This window comes from Paraflavitalea pollutisoli (assembly GCF_029360705.1).
In the GTDB taxonomy this organism is placed as follows: Bacteria; Bacteroidota; Bacteroidia; order Chitinophagales; family Chitinophagaceae; genus Paraflavitalea; species Paraflavitalea pollutisoli.
Genome location: NZ_JARKMX010000001.1, coordinates 1037415 through 1056045, shown reverse-complemented (window position 1 = coordinate 1056045; position 18631 = coordinate 1037415). Strand labels below are relative to the sequence as shown.

Genomic DNA, 18631 nt, shown 5'->3' with positions numbered 1-18631 from the left:
AGTCAGGTGGCATTGGAGAGCACTATTGCGCGACGACATCGCCCATATTGGCCGAATTGGAGACCTTTAACGGCGCTTTATCCTGGGTGGTGATGGTGACCCGGTCAAACTTCCAGCCGGCCGCATAGCTGATATCGCCGGCAGCCGCTGCCTGGATGGTCACGTTGGTGAACTGAAAATTTTGCAGGGAAGATTCCGGCAGGCCGGTGGCGCTGATCACCCGTTTTACGCCCTGTGCCCGGATGTTCGACACATAGATATTCCGGAAGGTAGGGATGCCTTTGGCCGTCGGTTCCACTTTTTGCAGCATGGTTTTCCAGTGTGCAGGAATCGAGTCGTAGTGATAGCCTTCGGGTAGTTTGGAATAACTGTAGGTCGGGTTCCAGTTCATGGTGAAATGAAAGGCATTGCCTACACTATCGAGTTGATTGTTGATGAAATAAACATCTTCCACCGTGCCACCGCGGGTAGTGGCCGATTTGATGTGAAAGCCGTTGCCCGTGCCCATGGCCACCAGGTTGGTAGCCAGTACATGCCGTATGCTACCGGACGTTTCGGACCCCAGTGTCAACAGACCACCGCCTTTACGGGCAATGCAATTGCGGATGACCACGTATTCCGTAGGGCGATTCACCCGCAAACCATCCCAGTCACGCCCGGCCTTGAGACAGAAGTCATCGTCATTACAATCGATATCGCAGTTTTCTACCAGCACCCAAGAAGAAGAATCTACATCTACCCCATCGGTACTGGGTCCTTTCCCATCTTCGTTGTTGCGGATCACAATGCCATCGACCGTGATGTATTTTGAATACAGCAGCTGCACGGTCCAGAAACCGGCATTAGAGAAAGTGACGTTCTTCAGCGTGATGTCGGTCGACTCCTGCACGAGAAAAGTGCGGACCCGCTTGGCATCGTAGTCGACGATCCAGCGCAGGCCCTTGGGTTCATACTCCTGCCGGCGCATGGTCCAGTATTTGTCCCAACAGAATTTACCGCGTGCATTGACCTTTCCTTCGCCGCTGACCATGACGTTCTGCTGACCTATGATATTGATGAGGGCTGCGGGCCATTTCATTTCGATGCCGGCGATGCGGGTATCGATCTCCGGATAGTCGTCGAAACTTTGGCTACCCAATAAGGTAACGCCTTTGCCGATCTGCAGGTGTACATTGCTTTTGAGGAAAATAGCGCCGGTCACATAGTTCCCGGGCTCAAAGTTCACGATACCGCCACCTTTGGCGGCACAGGCATCGATGGCTTTCTGAATGGCGGCTGTAGTGAGCGTTTGTCCATCTTTTACAGCCCCGTATTGGTTGACGGAGAAAACACGGGTGGCGGAAGGCTTTGTGCGCGCGCCCGTTTTATTGGCCCATTTCAATACGTCGGCCGGGATGCTGTCGCCGACATTCGCATAAACAGGTGCAACGATCCAACACATGAATACAACAACGATCCCGCGAAGAGCCAATGTACACATAGCAAGCAATTTACGGGCAGTAAAATAGAACAGGCCGGGAAGCTGTCTATCCTGCGGCATCCTGCCAGGCGCCGTGCGCGCCTAGATCTTCGTTCCGAATAGCGGGAATGCTACTGCTAGCCCGTCACCCCAATTGGCATCGATTGACTGCATTTTCTGGCTGTGCGCCTATCGCCCTATGGCTTCAGTTTATTAAATTCTTCAGCACTGATGGAGAATACCGTTCCATGGCGAAGGCCTTTGGGAAAACTGACCTTATCAGAAATATCCGTCCAGGTCTTGAAGTCGGTGGAGCTGATGGCGCCGTATTTATGTTCGGTGTATTTGTCGAAGTACACGATCCATTGGTCGCCGATCTTTATCACGGTAGGTCCTTCTGCCCAGTATTTCCCGGTTATAGGCGCTGAAGGCGCCGAATACCCCGCGGTGAGGCGTTTGCTGGTAGCGATGCGCAGGTTTTTTTGTGGGGGACGCCGCGTCTCGTCTTTGAGGAACATAACGTATTGCTTTCCCTGTTGCTGAATGGTAGCATCGATCACGTTGAACCCTTTATCGTAGAGCAGTTTCGTGGGGCTGAAGGTTTTAAAATCTTTGGTCGTGGTATAATACATCCGGTGATTGTACTTGTCATCGCCGGCCGTATCGCCCACGGCAAACCTGCCGGATATGGTAGTGGCCCAATAGATCAGGTACTCTTTTCTGCGGGCATCGTAAAATAACTCGGGTGCCCAGCAGTTTCTTGCTTCGGGCTCGTGCTCCATGACCGGAATGTATCGCTGTTCACTCCAATTTATCAGGTCTTTGGAACTGGCATAGCCAATACCTTTTTCATTCCAGCTTACCGTCCACACCATGTGAAAGGTTCCGTCGGCCCCGCGCACGATGCAGGGGTCACGCATGAGCTTGTCTTTTCCAGCAGTTGGCTTCAGGAAAGAGCTGTCGCCTTTTAAGGGCTGCCAGCTGTATCCATTCTGGCTATAGGCCAGGTGAAGCCCATCTTCGCCATTGCCTTTGAAGTAGGAGAAAAGGTAAACGGGATTGTTCGACTGCGCCGCCAGCCAGGTGGACTGCGCCAATACATAAAAAGCCAGGAAGAGTTTTTTCATATGTCATGCTATTCATTTGCGCCTATGCCGGCAATTTAATCAATTAAAAAGGGTTAATTCCGCACCAGGGTCACACTCATCAGACCAATGACCACCTCATTGGTCAGGGCATATACACTGATCGACTGCAAGTCCTTGTCACCATCCAGCGGCAGATCCAGGACCGAAGCGGCGCCACCATCGATCATTTGGTTGCTGAAGCCTTTCAGGGTCGTGTACGCTTTACTGGTGAACGGATTGATTACGGTACCCGTTTTCAGGTACACCCGCAGGGGTGGTGGCGCACCGGTTGTAAAGGCGTAACCATCCACAAAATAATCCTGCTCGACCGGCCACCAGTTTTCCGGATTCTTCAGCAACAAAGAATCCGACGAGCCATCGGCATATCGTACCACTACTACCCCATTGGCCATCCGGCTCTGCATGTGATTGGTGGTGCCTGCCATCATCAGGTATACATGCGAAGACCTGCCCGTTAAAGGGATGCTGGCACTATCCGGATAATTATCCCATGCCGAGGTCCACAAGATATCGTTGGCCGCCGTATCGCCCGGCGTGCTCAGGGGAATATGCTGCCCGGGGTTGATCTCATTGTTGACCGCCGCGGCTGCCCGCAGTCCCGAATCATTGATCACCGGCTGCACGAGTGGATAACACCAGTTGCCAATGCCTTGTACGGGCAACTGCAGCGTGGGTGATGCCGGACGTGGCGATAGGTACGCCTGCCTGAACACTTCGCGCAATTTGCCATTGAAGCGACCGGAAAATTCGAGCTTTTCAAAGGCCACACCGATGGAAGGGATGTTCCAGTTGATCATCTCCGCCTGCACTTGCTTTACGCTATCCCAAACAAACCGTATTACATTGGTACCGGTGACGAGGTAAGGTGCCGGAATATGCACGGTAGGGGATAGTTTTTTTGTTTCTATTTCCAAGGGCATGGTGATCATGCGCGAACCGGAGTTCAACACCAGCTTGCCTTTCACGGCGCCTCCATAGTTCTGCACCTGAAAATAAATGCCCGCCGAATCGCCCCGTACGGGAATGATCTTTATGACAGGCACCACTTTGATGTCTACCGGCTGCCACCAGCCCAGGCCACCCTGCGTAAGACGCACAAAAAATGTTTTGTCCCCTTCGGCCGGGTTGACCCTTGCTTCCACACGATTGTTGCGTACCGCAGCCCCCTGCAGTACTTGTTGCGGGTCGTAGATCTCCTGCACAGCCGCTACCCCTCCTGCCAGCGCGATCGAGGCGCCGGCTGCATACAGGGAATCAATTGCCAGTCGTTGCGGCACAGCGCCTTTCCAACTGATCGCGACCGTATACCGCGGTTGTTTCGGCACAACGATCTCGATGAGGGGTGCACCCAGCGCAGTGGTAACAGACTTCCAGGGAACAGGTTTGCCATTGACCAGGACACCAGCCACCCCTGCTTTGGGGGCCATCACCTGCAAACGCAAGTGCATGTTGTGCGTATATGTAGGAACAATGGTGTATTGATCTTTTACCGCATCCCGTTTAAAATCGATCTGTATATCGGGCGTCTGCAAAGCCGCGGTACTCCACGTAGCAGGCCAACCGGGCTTGATGGTTAGGGTATCATGGATCGCATCGGGTGCAATGCCAAACAACCCCTCGACGAGCGTACGTGCTGCCATACCAATCGGGTCCGCAAAGTCGCGGTATAGTTCTCCCCGCATTGCATCATAAAAAGGTAGTTGCTGAAAATTACCGGGGCTCGCCCCTGCATACATGGATTCCAGCAAGGCCGACTTCCAGAGCCGGTAGGCCTCTTCCTGCCGGTTGCCCTGCCAGTAGGCTAGTGACGTATGCAGGTTCTCGGCCAACGCTACATTGTTGATGGACCAGGTATAAGGTTGCCAGTTGGTGGTAGACAACAAATACAGGTTGTTGCCCGGCAGTCCTTTTACCTGCAGGGGAATATGCGGCAGCTTCGTATCGACATAACGCAGCGTTTGCCAGGCCTGAAAGGCATCGGGCAACCGGGCATCCAGCACATGGTACACCGTCCACAGACCGGCAGCAGGATGTACGAGTTGATTTCCTAACAGGTCTTTGTATTCGCCATACCACCCTTGCTTTGGCAACCACAACTCCCTGTTGATAGCCTGTGCAATCCTGGTAGCTTCCGCCCGGTACGGTGCCGGGTCTTTTCCAACAATGCCTGCGAGCAGGGAAGCCATTACATGAGCCCGGTAGTTATAAGCAGAAGCATGGGTAACCCCACCGCCACTGTATTGCAGGGCATCACTGGCCCAGATACAACAGTAAGCATCGTACAAGCCATCGTTGTCTGCATCGAAATTTCTTTTCTCCCAGGCCAGGTGCCGTTCGATCAGGGGCCAGCTCTCTATCATATAAGCCGTGTCACCGGTATACAAACAATGCGTGAGCAACTGATCGACAAATACGAGGTTCATATCGTAGTGGTGCGGACGCATATCACCGTTGGGGTTGCGGCAGATATAGCCACTGCTGAACATGGCCGTACCCATCTTCTCGAGGTGCCGGGCCAGGTGCAGAGCAGTATCGGCGATGACGGGCGCCGTAAGCGGACTGGTCACCTGCGAGGCTGCATAACTGGTGAAATGGCGACGCGCACGATCATGCCACCCGAGTGCATCGGCCGCATAAGCTCCCCGCCAGGCAGGTAGCCGCATACGCCAGGCAATGGCGCCATGCATATAAGTAGGATCATCCCAGATGGCATCTGCTGCAATGCTCAACGCACCACCCAGGGTATTGATGAAAGGATCGGGAGTATTGACCTTGATACGCCCCGCCAATTGCTGACGGGTAGCTTCTGCCGCTTTAAAAATAGCCGGCAGGTCGGCATACGTCATATTTGTTGCCTGGGCAGCAGGCTGGCGGATCAACCAATAAAGCGTATCCGATTTCACCAGGCCCAGCTTACCCACCATCATCGGCGCGGTACCGGCCGTAGAAGCATCTGCTGCCAGCGGCGATTGTTGCTGGTTGGCATCTGCGGTGTGCAAGCTGATGCCTGCAGGGAAAATGCCCTGCAGCTTTTTAGCGCCTGCATCCCCAAAGCTGACGGTGAACTGGTTGCCATCGATGTCGTAGCTATTCCCGACACAATACGCAGGCTGTAAATAAAAGGAAGATTCGGGATCGGCGCCGATATCGCCATCACGGGAGAACTTCTTGCCCGTTACTCCACCAAAAGCAGTCAGCAACTGCACGGGAGCAGTAATACCCCTGGGCACTACCTGCAGGATCATCGCTTCCTGGTCATAGGTTGCCAGGGCAGTTATCTGTAATACACCTGCTCCCAATAAAGGATCCCTGACCTCGTAGACCATGGAACCGGGACGATAAATAGCTTTGATGTTATTGGCGGAAATGAGCCAACTGCTTTTGTTGCCAGCGATGAGGCCCAATTTACAATTACCGCCCATGCCGGGCAGGTAGAGGGCAAACTCCGGCAGGTCGCCGGCTTCTACGCGAAAGGCCGTGTTGCCGCCATACAAAGCGCGGTTGAACCTTGCCTTACCGTTGGTAGTCACAAAGTCTTTCCCTTCCGGACGGTAATGGATAGAACGTTCCTTACCGTGCCAGGGAACAGGGGCAGACTGCTGAGCATACACAAGCTGCGTGCAGGCCAGCATGAGCAGGGCACCATAGAGTCGTATCAAGGGGAGCGATTTTATTAAGGCATTTTACGCAACCCTTCCCACTTCACAGTCCAGGTATCTTTCGGAAAACCCGGGTTTAGGGTTGTATTGGCATCGGATCCGGCACACATCAGGGCAATGGCGCTTAACAGTCCTCCATTACCCGGCAGGTATATCGTTAGTCTTTCATCCTGAAAATTATGGCCGTTGATAAGGTAAGTGTTGGTGCGAACCGGCATGAACAAGGCATCGATGGCTTTTTCCGGCAGGTGAAGCCGGGTAGCCGCCATGGCCGTGAGTGGAAAGTCCCATCCCCAGGTATCGTCCCATTTCCATGATTTCCACACCAGATCAAAGGTACTCTTCATCACGACAGTATCCAAGTGGTTGCTGGCAGGAATTGACGCATAGGCGCCCAGCACGGCCGGGTGATCGGTCAGGTACCGTTCGGTGGTGTAACAATCAGGTGTGCTCTCCGTGGCCAGGTACACCCCCTTTTGCTGCGGTAGCGGAGCAAGGTTATCCATCACCCGATCCCACTCTGCCTTGCGGGGCAAGCCCAGCCGTTGCCGCCATTGCTGCGCCACCCCCAATGCCCAATGCCAGTAGGCCAGCTCATAGGTGGGGTTGAAGGTGGTGACCGCATCGAAACATTCCTGCGCCGGAATAAGCCCTCGACCCAGGTTGTATTTTTTAGTGCTGTCATTCAAAGAAGGGAAAGAAGCCATAAAATCGGCAGTCGCAAATACCAGGTCCTTGTATTTCTCCAACACTTTATTCGATTTGTGCTCGCGGTAACTGAGCTCGGCCATGTAGATAAAATGCGGCTGCTGCCAGATCAGAAAAGAGCCAACCGACGAGGGCGATTCGTTGCCGGCATGGTCTACCATCTTTTGCCAGCGCAAGCCCTCAAACCCTTGCCGCCTGGCAACGGCTTTTGCTTCCTCCGCCACCGTCGCATACCAATCGAGGCTTTTCTCCATCAGTTCGACGCGCCCCCACAAGGCGAAATGCACGGCATGCCACCAATGCATTTCCAGGTGCGGTTTGCCGTACCAGCTGTTGTAGGTAAGGCCTGTTTCCTGTGGTGGAAAGTTGGAAGCGCATTGCAGGCGGGTGAGGTATTGGGAAAGGATAATTCGCCTTTCCAGTTCTGGAGCCCGCTTGTCCTTGCTGCCTGCCAGGTCGATGGCACCGCCACTGCTCCAGAATTTGAGCCAGCTGGCAGTCGCTCCTGCAGCTACCGAGGCATAAGCAGGTAAGGTGCTGTGCGCTGGCCGTTGTGCAAAAGCAATCGTGGCCGTGAAACGATTACCTCTTTGTGGCGTGATCACAAACTGGTGTGCTGCGGATTGCTGTATGGCAGCCGGCTGTTGCCAGATAGCCTGTACATAATAGTTGGTAGTATCGAGTGTGCGTTGAATGGTGACTGGTTTGCCATAAAAAGGGTTGGCTGCCGGCGCCGTCAGTTGCGATCGATGCTTGTCGTGTTGCCCATAGTGAACACCTGCGTCCTTGAACTGGGCATTGGGATAAGGGAAGCGCATGGTGAGGCGAAGGCGCTTTTGCTGCAGCAGGGGCGATTCGATGAGCACCGCAATGCCATCGAAGCCAACGGCAGCGCTGGTGTAAACCGTTACTGGATTTCCCTCTACGGTAAATTTACTCGTCAACAGCCCCTTCCACATATCGAGTTGCTGATCAATGTTGCTGATGTCGTCTATAGTTACAGGCTGCCCGTTAGCCTTCAGTATCTCCAGGCCAATATTCCCCAGCTGCAAACGATGCGGATTCACACGGAAATAATCGACGGCCTCGCGGTTGCGCCCCGGCTCTTTGAACTGCACGGGGTAAGGGATCGTTCTTCCCTCCAACTGATAAGGGCGCAGCGTTTCTTCAAATCGATATTGGTTGGTATTGGGAAAGCTATGCCAGCCCCATTCCGATTGCGTACCCAGCGGCACCCCTCCTTTGTAGTGTTCGGGAAAACTCTGCAGGCCGGTGATGTCGGCAGTAAAAGCAAACTGGCCGTTACCCAGCGAGAGGGATGCCAACGAATCGGCCTTGCGTACGTGTATCGTATGCCGTTGCACCAGGGCCTTGCGGTCGATGCGCGGAGACTGGGCCACTACAGCAATACCCATCAGAAGCAATACAGTCGTCAATACAGTTCTCATACATCAGGTATTTAGCGATCAAAACAGGTCATTCACAGAAGGCATGGTAAATTGCTTGCGCTGGTCTTCCGGTTTGGGTAAACCAAAATAGAACCAGAGGCGGCGCTTTACCGATGCTCCGAGCCTGGTGAATTCACCGGCGGGGCCCAGGTTGCGCGTGTTGGCGCTGATGTTCAAGGCCAGCTTAGTACCAATCGGTGGTATGGCATCGAGGAAAGAAATATCACCGGTAGGCAATGCCGGATGTGGCACCACACCCGACAGTCCATAAAAGTCGAACAGGCGTACATACAAACCTGGCTCCTGGCTGGCCACCAGGAATTTACCTTCTACCGTATTCAACTCCATCCAGGTGATGTCGGCGAAGTATCCTTTGAATTCGGGGAAGTTCCAGGGATAGCTGCCCGTTTGCGTATTGTTGTAACTATTTTCCCACACATTGTTGGTGACGCCCTGCAGGCGGTTCTTCCAAACCCGGTAGGGCCCTTTGCCCAGCCATTTGGCGCCCAGTACAAAATTCTCCGGGTAACTGAAACTGATACCAGCCAGCGCTACCGTATCGGTCAGGTTGTAGGCATAATCGAGACTAACCCATCCGCCGGGATACATGGTCCAGCGGGCATACTTAAATGCCCCGTCGTAGGCAGCTTCTATACTCCGGGTATTGCCTTCAGCAATCGTTTTAATACTATTGAAACTGGCATTACCGCCCACCAGTACGGGACCATTTCGAAACAGCAACGCATTGCTGGCAGCATTGGCTACGCCTTGGAGCAGCCCCGTTTTCTTATGGATCGCGAGGCTGATACCGGCCGAACGTAAGGTCAGGGAAGTATCCGTTTCCAGCAGGCTTACCGAATCGGTCGAATGGTTGATGAAGGAACCCAATAGCTGTTCATTGTTCTTTATGTTGTAGGTGCGTCGCAATACTTCTCTGCCTTTTGGGTCCAGCACGATCACTGTCAGGGCGTCGTGCGCAGCCCAGTTGTCAGGCAGGTTCAGCGCGAACGTTCCAGACTGTGTGGGAGCGATATCCGGTGCCGTCGCTGTTCCTTTTTGCAGGATAGTGACCCCGGCTTGTCCGCTGAATGGTTTGGTATAATTGACCAGCTGCCACTGAAAGCTGCATTGTGACAGGTTGGTAAAATGATAACGGTTCTCTACTGCCAGTGTGCCTTTGAAATCTACCGGCAATGTCAGGGCTTCGATTTTCACCGGAGAAAAGATCTCGCGGATGGCCCAGAAGCTGCCCTCCTTTTCGCGGTGCGGCCCCACGACTCCATCCGGTGCGTTTACCCCATTCACATCGATGCGGCCGCCGAAGTCGGTACGCACAATGCCTTCATCTACCAGTGCCCATAAAAATCCGCCGCCTGACTTCTTTGACTTCCAATGCAGCTCCCAAAAATCGTTGAGCGCGGCGCCACCGCCGCCATCGTCCTGGCAATGGAGGAACTCCGTCGGCATATAGATATCGGGGCCGTTGAGGATATTCTTTGAACTATAATAATCTTCATAATGATTGCAATCGATGCCATTGAAGGTATTACCCGGCCGGTGGTGTGCATGGATCACAGGCCTGTTGCTGAGGTCATACTGACCATAGTCATCATCCAGCTCTTTGTTGTGGCCTCCTTCATTGCCATTACTCCAGAAGATGATGGAAGGATGGTTCGCATCGCGGGTCACCATTTCCTTGACCAGCGGGGCACCGGCTTTGGTGCTGTAGGCTTTTTGCCAGCCTGCCAGCTCGTCAAGCACATAGAGGCCGAGGGAATCACATATTTCAAGAAAACGTCTGTCGGGCGGATAGTGGGAACAGCGCACCGCATTCATGTTCATCTCTTTGATCAGCTGCACGTCGGCCAGATCAATGGCAGGGCTTATGGTTCTACCGGTTTCGGGCCACCAAACATGCCGGTTGATGCCTTTCATCTTTATCTGCACACCATTGAGGTAAATACCATCTCCTTTGCGGATCTCGATGGTCCGGAAGCCAAAGCGATCGGTCGTTTTATAAAGAGACTGCACCCCATTGCTGAGCGCCAGGTGAACGGTATATAGGTTCGGCGTTTCGGCAGTCCACAACCGGGGATTGGACACGCTGGTGACTAGTTTTACCAATGTATCACCTGCCTTCACGGCCTGTTGCATGGTGGCCACCGATTTACCGGCCGCATCTTTGATGGTGGCGGTCAATTGGCGGGGACCTTTGATCTGTTGTAAGGCTACATTCATCGCAAAGCTGCCATCGGCTTTGGCATCGATGGCGGTGTGATCGATGTATTCTTTGGGAACCACCTCGAGGTAAACGGGCCGAAAGATGCCGCCAAATATCCAATAATCGGCCAGGCGCTCTGCATTGTTGACCGACTCGTCGGCCGACATCTTGCTGACCGTCACGTCCAGCACATTGGGCTTGCCGGCTTGTAGCTTATCGGTGATATTGTATTTGAAACGGTAAAAAGCGCCCTGGTGAATGGGCCCAGCCAAACGTCCATTGATCTTCACTTCTGCATCGGTCATAGCGCCCTCGAAAACGATGAAAACATGCTTTTGTTTCCAATCGGCCGGGATGGTGAAGCTGTGCTTGTACAATCCTTTCTCGTCGGCGAATCGAAAATTGCGGCCATAGGTCTTGTAGTCGCGACCATAATTATAGGCACCAAACCCCTGTTGCTCCCAGCAGGAGGGTACTTCTATTTTGGTCCATTGGCCGCTTTTGCGGCCTCCGGTACACAAGAAGTCCCAGGTTACGGTATGGTCTTTATCTGTGCCTGAAAGATATTGTATGATCTTCTCCTGGCCGGAAGCCACGGAGCAAAATGCCATCAACCCGATGGCTTGTATCGTGCGAAGGAGGTTCATAACGGTATCAATAAAGTGCTGTACTATGGCTTGCTGACCGGCCGCAAAGGATCAGCCACCAGCTTGTTGCGATCGCAGGTGAGTGTTCCGTTGTCGTATTTCAGTATAGCCAGTTGTATCAGGGTGCGTTTATCTTCCACCGTACCAGGTTTGGCCGGATTGTCTTTCCGCCTGCCGGGATGGGTGAAATAGTACAGGTACACTTTATCGTGGTTGACGACTACATCGGCGTGGCCGCCGATGGCCTGGTCGTCGGTGCCCGTGCCAGGCGCTTCGAGGATGCGCTGGGGCTGTTTGGTCCATTGCAACAGGTCGTCGGAGCGATAGATATCCATGCCCTTCCACACATCCACTACCATCCAGTAATGCCCTTTCCAGGCAAATACTTTAGGTCCTTCGCCACGGGCAGCGATGGCCTTGCCCTTATCTTCCCAGTGGTATAGATCTTTGCTGTCGGCATACCAAAGCGACTTCCCATCACGCTCGTTGTTGTACCACATACGCCAGTTGCCATCGGGCAACCGGAATACCGCCGCATCAATCACTTTGTCGTTGACCAGCTGCAATTGAGACTGATAGGTCCAATTGACCAGGTCTTTGCTGGTAAGGTGTACAATGTGGCGGGGATGGTTCCAGTCGCGGAAGATGCCGGGAACATACGTGAGGTACATGTGATAGGTACCGCTGTGTTCAATGATATCGGGAGCCCAGAAGGTGTATCCTGCATCGGGCCGGTAATTGATGTTTGCCGTGTCTTTGTATTGCCAGTGCAGGCCATCCTTCGATTCGGCAATACCGATGCGCGTACCATGCACCCATTCCACGCCGGTAGAATCGGGCAGGTTCGCGCGTCGGTTGGTATAGAACATCCACCATTTCTTAACGGCCGGATTCCAGATCACCACCGGGTCTGCCGCGCCATCATAGATGGGATCACGGTAAAGCGGTTTGGGGGCGGGTTGTTGTGCCATCGCCATCCAACAAATGAACTGTACCGCAAGGAGCAGGCTGAATGTTCTCATAGTCGATTATTAAACAACTTTTACTGCCTGACGTGCCAGCAGCTTCCACTCTTTTCCGGTTTTCTTCCATACCGTCATAATAGCGAGGTTTACTTTTCCGGGTTTGCCACCATCATTGGTATCTGCTGCCAGCTTATGCCGTACAATGGCCACGTCTCCACTTACCGCAATGGTTTGCTCGGTGAGGTCGATGGTCACAAAGTCAGACTTACCACTCGCAATGGCTTCTACAAAAGCGGCTTTGTCTTCCAGCTTACCACTGGAATGGCCATAGGTCAGTTGTGCAGCAGCGATGTTTTCCAGCGCCGTACGGTCGCCATCGACCATGGCTTTGCGTAAGGTTTCAACAGCAGCAGCTACTGCCGTTTCGTCTTTTGATTGGGCAAGTACCGTCATGGTGATCAGGTTTACCAGTACGAGCAGGCTCAGCAATTTGATGCGCATATAGTTACATTTTCGGGTTAAGAATGAACCCAATATTAAGGCTTATTGTATAATCCGCGACTGGTCGGGCTGTTTAATCCGCACTTTACTTAACAGGGCAATTGGCGTAATCGTAACTCCTGTTGTCAACCCCGATGCCCGCGGCTCCCAATGCTTTGCCGTGAACAGGCCATCGGCGCCACGATTGTCTGCCAACCTGGACGGGAAATTGGTATTGTAAAATTTCTTCCAGTGTTCACCTGCTTTGTCCATAGCCGCAATGCGGTTGGCCATTCCATTGGTAACGAGGATCTCCAACTGGTTGGTGGCCTTCAATGCTGAAGCCGGCACCACCACCTGGAATACCGGACCGATGAGCGTGGCCAGGCGCTTGCCATTCAGGATCACCTCGGCCGACTCCTGCACCACACCCAGGTCGAGCAGGAAATCTTCCGCCTTGTCGGCAGGTTTGGGAAAACTGATGGCATAAGAAGCCGTTCCGGAAAACTTTTTCAACTCATCGCCAGCCCATCCGGTCCAGGAGTTTAGTTGCGTAGTAGTCGTTGGCGCCGGTAATACAGGGCCTCCTTTTAGAAAGGAAACCTTCCAGGTACCTTCTATATTAATAGCGTTGCCGGATGCATAATAAAAGGGGAATCGCTCCTTTCCGCCAGCCGGTGGATTGGTTTGCAAAAGGCAGCTTTCGCCGGGATTTAATTGCACCCACACCTGCGTTTCACCCTTTTCCTGCCGAAGCGCGCCAATCCCCTGTCGCCCCTGCATCGGATCGAATACATGTACCGTATTGGCTGTCGTAGCAATCGACACCCAATCGTTGATGGGCTTATTACCGGTGTTCGTAATGAAATAATATTTCCCCCCGGGGATGACACGGCGGATACATTGCAGGCTGCTGTCGGTCATCGACTCGCGGCGCACCTGGGCTGATGACAACAGCGCTTGCCAGTCTTCTGCTATCACAAACTTGCCTTTGCCTACTGCCGCTTGTTGTACACTGTTTATGGTCGTAAAAGTCAGGGCTGACCAGATCGCTTTGGCATCTGCCTGGCGTTTAGCCAGATTGGTAAGCCCCGGCACATCCGTGGGCAGGCTTTTGTGTACCAGGATCGTGGCTCCCTGCTGCGCCAGGGCTACCAGCTTTTGCAAGGTTTCCAACGGTAAGTATTGTATGGCTGGTACCATGATGGTCTTGTAGCTATTGCCACTAGCAATCAGGTTTTGCCCGATGTATTTGACCTGCCCCAGTTGTTTATCGGAGAACAGGTCCCAGGTATATCCCTTTTGCAGCATCCAGGCAGCCGTCTCTTTGAAATCGGTGTGGTCAAATCCTTCCATGCCATCGAAGTGGTGCAGCAGATCGCGTCCGGGTTGCGCAAAGCGATCATAGATGGGGAAATACAATAACACATCGTTATCGGGCTTGCCGGCCTGCAGGAATGACTGCACCCGCGTTACGTATTGGTTGAGCGTAGGAAAATCTTTCCAGAACGGGTTATTGGGATGAAAATGCACGGCTGCATAAAACAACCAACCCGGCCAGGGATCATTGTTGGGCGAATAGTTGGTGCCGTGGTAAAAGATATGGTTGACACCCCCTATGAAGTATTTATCGAGCGCCACTTTTACGTCACCCAACGTGGATATAAAATGTTCGTTTAGCCAGGTAGCCGCTTCAGCGGATGCCAATGGTTTGCCGAGCACGTGGGCAGTAGAAGTAGCAAACTTAAAACGAAGTACATCCGTACCTTCTGTTTCAGGAATATCGATGGCGCCATACAGGTCAAGAATATTGGCCGGCGATCCGTGCGACTGATTGCGGATCAGCGCTCCTTTACCTTTGGCCCAGCTATGCCAGGGCGTGGTGAATTTCTCCAACAGCAGCTCGGAGATCGTTTGGCGATAGTCGCTCAGCACACGCGCATTCTTATCGGCGTTGTCTTTTCCGTATAGCGCAGGTAACTCTTTGCGGAGATCATACCCACGCCGTTGCTGAAACTCCTTCAGCAGATCGGGTGTCCAGTTGGCCTGCCCGCGGGCATCATCTACCTCGTAGGAATCGTTGAAGTAAGAGCGTATATTTTTTACATTCCTGTCGGCAAAGGCTTTGTCAAACCGCTGCAGGTAATGTTGCAAGGCGGGCAGGTTGAAATGGTCGATCACATCGCCCTCTCCACCGGGAGCAGCGCGCTCCACCAGTTTGCCATGCCATCCCTGAAAGAGTCCGTACAGGGTCCAGTTGCCGGTGGGCGCCGTCCAATTGAGCGTACCATCAGCAGTTACTTTGGCAGTGATATCCTGTTGATTGCCTTTGTCGTCATACGCCATCAACAGGGTGACCCGCAATTCCTTTTCAAACCGTACCTGGTCGAAGGCATATTCCTGTAAATTCTTATTCGTGGCAATGGGATAACTCAGCGTTTTAATATCGATGGGCTTGCCGCTGACCGTACGCACGAGTGGCTGTTGGGTAAAGCTGATCTTCTCGCCCAGCTGCTCACCGCCTTTGAGTGTCCAGGTTTTTAGGCTGATATTCTTGCAGGCATCGGTGGGCGTCACCCAGGGACCACCAAAGGGCCAGCCGGTACCGGTGGCCAGGTCGATGCCCATTTGTAGTTTTCCCGCTTCCTGCAACGTGTGCTCCAGCATCGATACCCATTGGGTCGACAGGAAGGGGATGAATTGCTGTTCGGCGCCACGCACTCCATAAATGGGCGTCACTTCAAGTCCGCCGAGACCAACGCGATGATACTCCTTGATCAACGCACTCAGGTCAGTTTTATTGACAGCACTGCCCTGCCACCACCAGCGTGTCCACGGTTTCGTGGTGGCCGTTACGGCCGGCCAGGTAGGCTGTGCATAAGAAGTACCAATAGCAAAAAACAAGCAGGTAAACAGGGAAGTACGTTTCATGGAGCAGCAGGTTATTTCCGGACGAAGGGGTGTATCAATATTGGCGTGGAGGAAAGGCTAGAGAGCGGCCGCCCATCTGGCAATAAGCCCGGAAGTAATGTATTCATACAGCAATCTATTTTTTAGTACAAGCGCGTCTGTAAAATAGGATGCGCAGGCTGTTCCATCATCCTGCGCTGTCCTGTTAAAATAACTGATCTTCCTTCTTTAATGGAAATCTAATTGCCATCGGGCTTGGTGATATTCAGTCTCGGACTCAAGGGCCAGTGCCACGCCTTCACCTCATCCGGTTTGGCCGGATCGAAAGCAGGAATGTCTTTCTTCAGGAAGTACATAAGGGCCAACTTGTTCTTTTTGATGCCTTCTACGATGCAACGGGCGATCTCATAAGCGCCGTAGGTATTGAAGTGGGTATTGTCTTTTAACGCTTTCTCCTGCCCCGGAAATGTATTGGCGGGATAGATCACAAAAGCCAGTTGGCTTTTATCCGGTCCCCAGGCTTCGTACAGGGTTTTGCTCATGTTGTTGAGGTCAATCATGGCTACCCGCTCTTCGACGGCCGTTTTGCGCACAGCCGCCGGATAGTCTCCCAGCGTATTGACGATCTTACCGGTGCTATCGAAACTTCTTCGGTGCATGGAAGTGACCAGCACGGGAATACCGCCTCTTTTACGCGTTTCGCTGATATAATACTTCAGGTCGGCGGCATAAGAAGTGAAAGCACCGATGCCCTCGCCTTTCTGTTTTTGGTCATTGTGCCCAAACTCGATGAAGAGATAATCCCCCTGCTTCATCAGGGCCAGTATTTTGTCGAGCCGGTGGGCAGACCGGAAGCTGGTGAGTGCTTCACCCGATTCGGCATAGTTGGCAATAGCTATCTTACCTGGCTGAAAAAAAGCGGGGATCATTTGCCCCCAGGAGGCAAAGGGTTCGCCGGTCTGGTCCACGACGGTGGAGTTGCCGGCCAAAAACACCGTCGTCACATCCATGGCAGGGGCGATCTCGATGGCGCACACCTTCGGTGCCGCATCGTTGAATTCAATGGTCAACTTATTATCCCAATGCAGGTAGCTGCCTTCCCGGGGCTTCAACCGCACCTGCCGCTCGGTACCGTGGATCAGGGAATCGCGTACGTGCACGGTAAAGTGTACGGTGGCAAATTGTTTGCGTTTGGTTTTTACCTGTTGCACCATCATACGGCGATTCTCGACGCGGATGGCGGCCACACTGGCGCTGTCGGCATCGCCGAGGATAACCGTGACATGGTAGTTGCCTTCCGGCAACTTCACCGAGAAAAAGAAGGGCAGCTGCCCCGTGATGAAATCACTTTTCAGCGGGTCTTTGCCCCCACGGTCTACTGCCCGTAACACGGCTCCGGGCTCGAAGCCGTAACCAGTTTGATCATTGTAAAAAGTAGTAGCAGTTACCGGCTTGTATCCCTCGGTCAGTTTTCCACTGCCGAGGTCAAATCGCCAGGTATTGGTTTGAGCCTGCAACAAGGCGGGTAGGCATAGAGTCAGTAACAGGTAAAGGTGTTTCATACGATCTCAAAACTATCTTACTTCTCGTAGTACTGCAAGGCACTATCGTTGATGCGGAATTTATTGTCTTGTAATAACTCATAGATGGCAGCGCCCGCCAGCAACACCGGACCGTACCCATGCGCTGCATACACATTGACGGGTCTGTAATAATAAAACGCCGGTTCGAATCCCATGCCGGTGCCCACACAGGTACCCTCTACCTGCCCTTTGTCATTCACTTTGGTTGATACGGCATTCCAGGCCAGTAACGCCATCGGGCCATAAGCCACCGGATCGAGCCATCCCTTCCTGATGGCCCGCGCTATACAATAAGCGTAGATCGCCGTGGCAGAAGTTTCCAGGTAAGAATCGTTGCGATCGAGTAGTTGGTGCCAGAATCCCGAACCTGATTGATACCCAGCTAGCCCCTGTGCATGCAGGCGTAACAACTCCAGTATTTTGGCACGACCGGGATGGTTTTCGGGCAATACATCGAGTAACTCCACTTTGGTCAGGATAGCCCAACCGTTGGCACGTGCCCAATGAAATTGAGGGTGGTCTTTCATGCCCTGCACCCATCCATGCATATACACATTCTTTTGCTTGTTGAACATACGTTCGGAAAACTGCACGACCTGCTTCACCGCATCGTCGAAGTATTTGCGGTCGCCGGTCAGCTTACCCATCTGGGCCAAAGCCGGTACACTCATAAAAAGGTCATCGAGCCAAATCGTGTTGGGATGCGGGCGGTTGCGCGCCAGCGTACCATCCGGCAACCTGAACTCTTTGGTGGAGATGTATTGAATAAAATTATCGATCAGCGGACGAAGGTTTTTCACCTGTCCGGTTCGCTCCGACTTGATCATGGCCGCACACATGGCACCGGCATCATCGAGCGCATGGGGCTCTATGACCGACCGCAATGGGTTACCGCGGTTATGGTATTGCTGCAGCATGGGTTTAAATATAGGATAGGCATCGGCCAGCAGCTGCATGCGTTTGGTTGCATAGTCAGCATATTGCTTATCACCCGTTGCAGCCGCCACCTGCAGCATGCCTGCATAGGTTATTCCCCATTCGTAGCTCGTTAACCGGAAATCGCCGGGTTTAAAGATCACGGTAGTATCTGCTAACTTCAGGTCTGTCAAGTCTGCACCGCTCCCTTTATGGATAAAGCTGGCCGGCGTTGCTCCATCGAGGTAATGGTATATCCGGTCGAGTACCTGCTTTACAGTAGCGGTAGACGGCGGATCGTAGGGTACGGGATAATCTACCTTGAGGGCATGGAGGGGTGCCGTCACATCATTGGCCTTTTGTGCCAGGGCTGGAAAAGCTGTTGCAGACAGGGCAGCAAACAGCACGGGTTTCATCGAACGTGTCATCATATGGTCAAATAAATAGTTTCGATTGTTTACAAGATACGCGATCAGTAAAAGAAAAGG

The 18631-nt window shown here is 53.0% G+C and carries 10 protein-coding genes; all 10 read right to left on the bottom strand.

Going from position 1 to position 18631, the window contains the following annotated elements; all coding sequences use genetic code 11:
• Nucleotides 1-22: 22 nt before the first annotated feature.
• The 10 genes from P2W70_RS04375 to P2W70_RS04330 all read right to left on the bottom strand — a co-directional run bounded on the left by P2W70_RS04375 (nucleotide 23) and on the right by P2W70_RS04330 (nucleotide 18574).
• Nucleotides 23-1480, bottom strand: a complete 1458-nt coding sequence (locus P2W70_RS04375) for a glycoside hydrolase family 28 protein (protein ID WP_276480203.1) — start codon at nucleotides 1478-1480, stop codon at nucleotides 23-25.
• A gap of 176 nt (nucleotides 1481-1656) precedes the next feature.
• The gene (locus P2W70_RS04370; RefSeq protein ID WP_276480202.1) at nucleotides 1657-2586 is read right to left on the bottom strand and encodes a glycoside hydrolase family 43 protein; all 930 of its coding nucleotides are present in this window, start codon (nucleotides 2584-2586) and stop codon (nucleotides 1657-1659) included.
• 53 nt (nucleotides 2587-2639) lie between these two features.
• On the bottom strand, nucleotides 2640-6266 hold the full coding sequence (locus tag P2W70_RS04365) for a DUF4450 domain-containing protein (protein ID WP_276480201.1): 3627 nt from the start codon (nucleotides 6264-6266) through the stop codon (nucleotides 2640-2642).
• A gap of 14 nt (nucleotides 6267-6280) precedes the next feature.
• Nucleotides 6281-8422 (bottom strand): hypothetical protein, encoded by a 2142-nt coding sequence (locus P2W70_RS04360; protein ID WP_276480200.1) that lies wholly within the window; start codon nucleotides 8420-8422, stop codon nucleotides 6281-6283.
• 18 nt (nucleotides 8423-8440) lie between these two features.
• On the bottom strand, nucleotides 8441-11290 hold the full coding sequence (locus P2W70_RS04355; protein ID WP_276480199.1) for a glycoside hydrolase family 2 protein: 2850 nt from the start codon (nucleotides 11288-11290) through the stop codon (nucleotides 8441-8443).
• A gap of 23 nt (nucleotides 11291-11313) precedes the next feature.
• Entirely contained in the window at nucleotides 11314-12312 is a 999-nt protein-coding gene (locus P2W70_RS04350) for a family 43 glycosylhydrolase (RefSeq protein WP_276480198.1), read from the bottom strand.
• Nucleotides 12313-12321: 9 nt separating this feature from the next.
• Nucleotides 12322-12756 carry a nuclear transport factor 2 family protein gene (locus P2W70_RS04345; protein ID WP_276480197.1) on the bottom strand — a complete coding sequence of 145 codons (435 nt, stop codon included), beginning with the start codon at nucleotides 12754-12756 and terminating at the stop codon, nucleotides 12322-12324.
• A gap of 42 nt (nucleotides 12757-12798) precedes the next feature.
• The gene (locus P2W70_RS04340) at nucleotides 12799-15666 is read right to left on the bottom strand and encodes a glycosyl hydrolase (protein ID WP_276480196.1); all 2868 of its coding nucleotides are present in this window, start codon (nucleotides 15664-15666) and stop codon (nucleotides 12799-12801) included.
• Between the two features lie 218 nt (nucleotides 15667-15884).
• Nucleotides 15885-17207 (bottom strand): rhamnogalacturonan acetylesterase, encoded by a 1323-nt coding sequence (locus P2W70_RS04335; protein ID WP_276480195.1) that lies wholly within the window; start codon nucleotides 17205-17207, stop codon nucleotides 15885-15887.
• A gap of 17 nt (nucleotides 17208-17224) precedes the next feature.
• A complete protein-coding gene (locus P2W70_RS04330) occupies nucleotides 17225-18574 on the bottom strand; it encodes a glycoside hydrolase family 88/105 protein (RefSeq protein ID WP_276480194.1) in 1350 nt (449 codons plus the stop codon).
• Nucleotides 18575-18631 lie beyond the last annotated feature (57 nt).